This is a genomic window from Pseudomonas sp. rhizo66, assembly GCF_031931925.1.
GTDB lineage: Bacteria > Pseudomonadota > Gammaproteobacteria > Pseudomonadales > Pseudomonadaceae > Aquipseudomonas.
This window is the reverse complement of record NZ_JAUJWZ010000047.1, coordinates 1-1,292: the sequence shown is the minus strand read 5'-3', so window position 1 is coordinate 1,292 and position 1,292 is coordinate 1. Positions and strand designations below refer to the sequence as shown.

The window sequence follows — 1,292 nt, the reverse complement described above, 5'->3', positions numbered from 1 at the left end:
GGGTGGGTAAAGACCGGGTACATCCTTTACGTTTGAGACCGGGGACATGGTTTACAGGTATTAATCATGGTCAGGAGGTGCTGACCATGCCCTGGAATCAAGAGTCCCCAATGGATCAACGAGTGAAGTTAGTCAGTGACTGGCTTAGCGGGAGCTACACCAAGAGCCAATTAAGCCGGCGCTATGGCGTCAGCCGTCCAACCATCGACAAGTGGCTGGAGCGGTATGCAGCGTTGGGCGTGGATGGCTTGAAAGAGCAATCGCGCAAGCCGTTGAACTGTCCTCATCAAACGCCCGACGAAATCATTGCCACGCTGCTGACCAAGAAAAACGAGCACCCCGATCGGGGACCCAAACAGATCATTGATCGCCTGCGCGTTTCCGATCCGCATATCCAATGGCCGGCGGCGAGTACCGCCGGGGAGTGGTTGAAGAAAGCTGGTTTGGTGGTGGCGCGACGGCCCTATCCCCCGCGTCCCCGTGCTCCAACACATTTGCGTCCGGTCGACGCGCCCAACCAGACTTGGTGCGCTGATTACAAAGGGCAGTTCAAAATGCAGGACGGTAATTGGTGCTATCCGCTGACCATTACCGATCAGATGAGCCGCTTTTTATTCGTCTGTCGCGCTTTGCCCAGTACGCACGGAGCGCCGACGCGGGAAGGCTTCGAGTGGGCTTTTCGAGAATATGGGCTGCCGGATGTGATCCGCACTGACAATGGCGCTCCTTTCGCGTCGACAGGTCTGGCGCGACTTTCGAAATTATCGGTTTGGTTCATCAGGCTTGGAATCCATGTCGAAACGATTACGCCTGGCCGTCCCGACCAAAATGGTCGACATGAACGGATGCATCGAACGCTAAAGGCAGCAGTGCCACCGGCGGAAAACCTAGTGCGCCAGCAGCTGGCTTTTCAGGATTTCATCCAAGACTTCAACCACCACCGACCGCACACCGCGCTGGGCATGAAACCGCCGGCATCTGTCTATCGCCCGTCGATACGCGCTTATCCCGGTTATTTGCCTGCGCTTGAATACGGTTCCGATGTTGAAGTACGCAAGGTTCGGTCAAATGGGGAAATTAAATGGAAAGGACAGCTGATTTTTCTTGGAGAGGCTCTGATTGGAGAGGATATCGCGCTGAAGGAAGTGGCTGATGACGCTTGGGAACTGTACCTTTGCAGCCACTGTTTAGGCAGGCTTGAAAACGGCGCCAAACGCGTTTCAAGCCTGTAAAGGTGTAAACGATGTCCCCGGTCTAATTTGTAAAGGATGTGCCGGTCTCTACAGTGAGGG

1 protein-coding gene is annotated in these 1,292 nt (G+C 55.0%); it reads left to right on the top strand.

The features are described 5' to 3' along the window. Window positions 1-86 precede the first annotated feature (86 nt). Window positions 87-1,232: an integrase core domain-containing protein gene (locus QZR14_RS27885; RefSeq protein ID WP_442967432.1), complete on the top strand. Its 1,146-nt coding sequence runs from the start codon at window positions 87-89 to the stop codon at window positions 1,230-1,232. The last annotated feature ends 60 nt before the right edge of the window (window positions 1,233-1,292 follow it).

Bases quoted from the DNA above. Each gene is read 5' to 3' on its own strand.
- QZR14_RS27885 (WP_442967432.1), top strand. From the start codon at position 87: ATGCCCTGGAATCAAGAGTCCCCAATGGATCAACGAGTGAAGTTAGTC.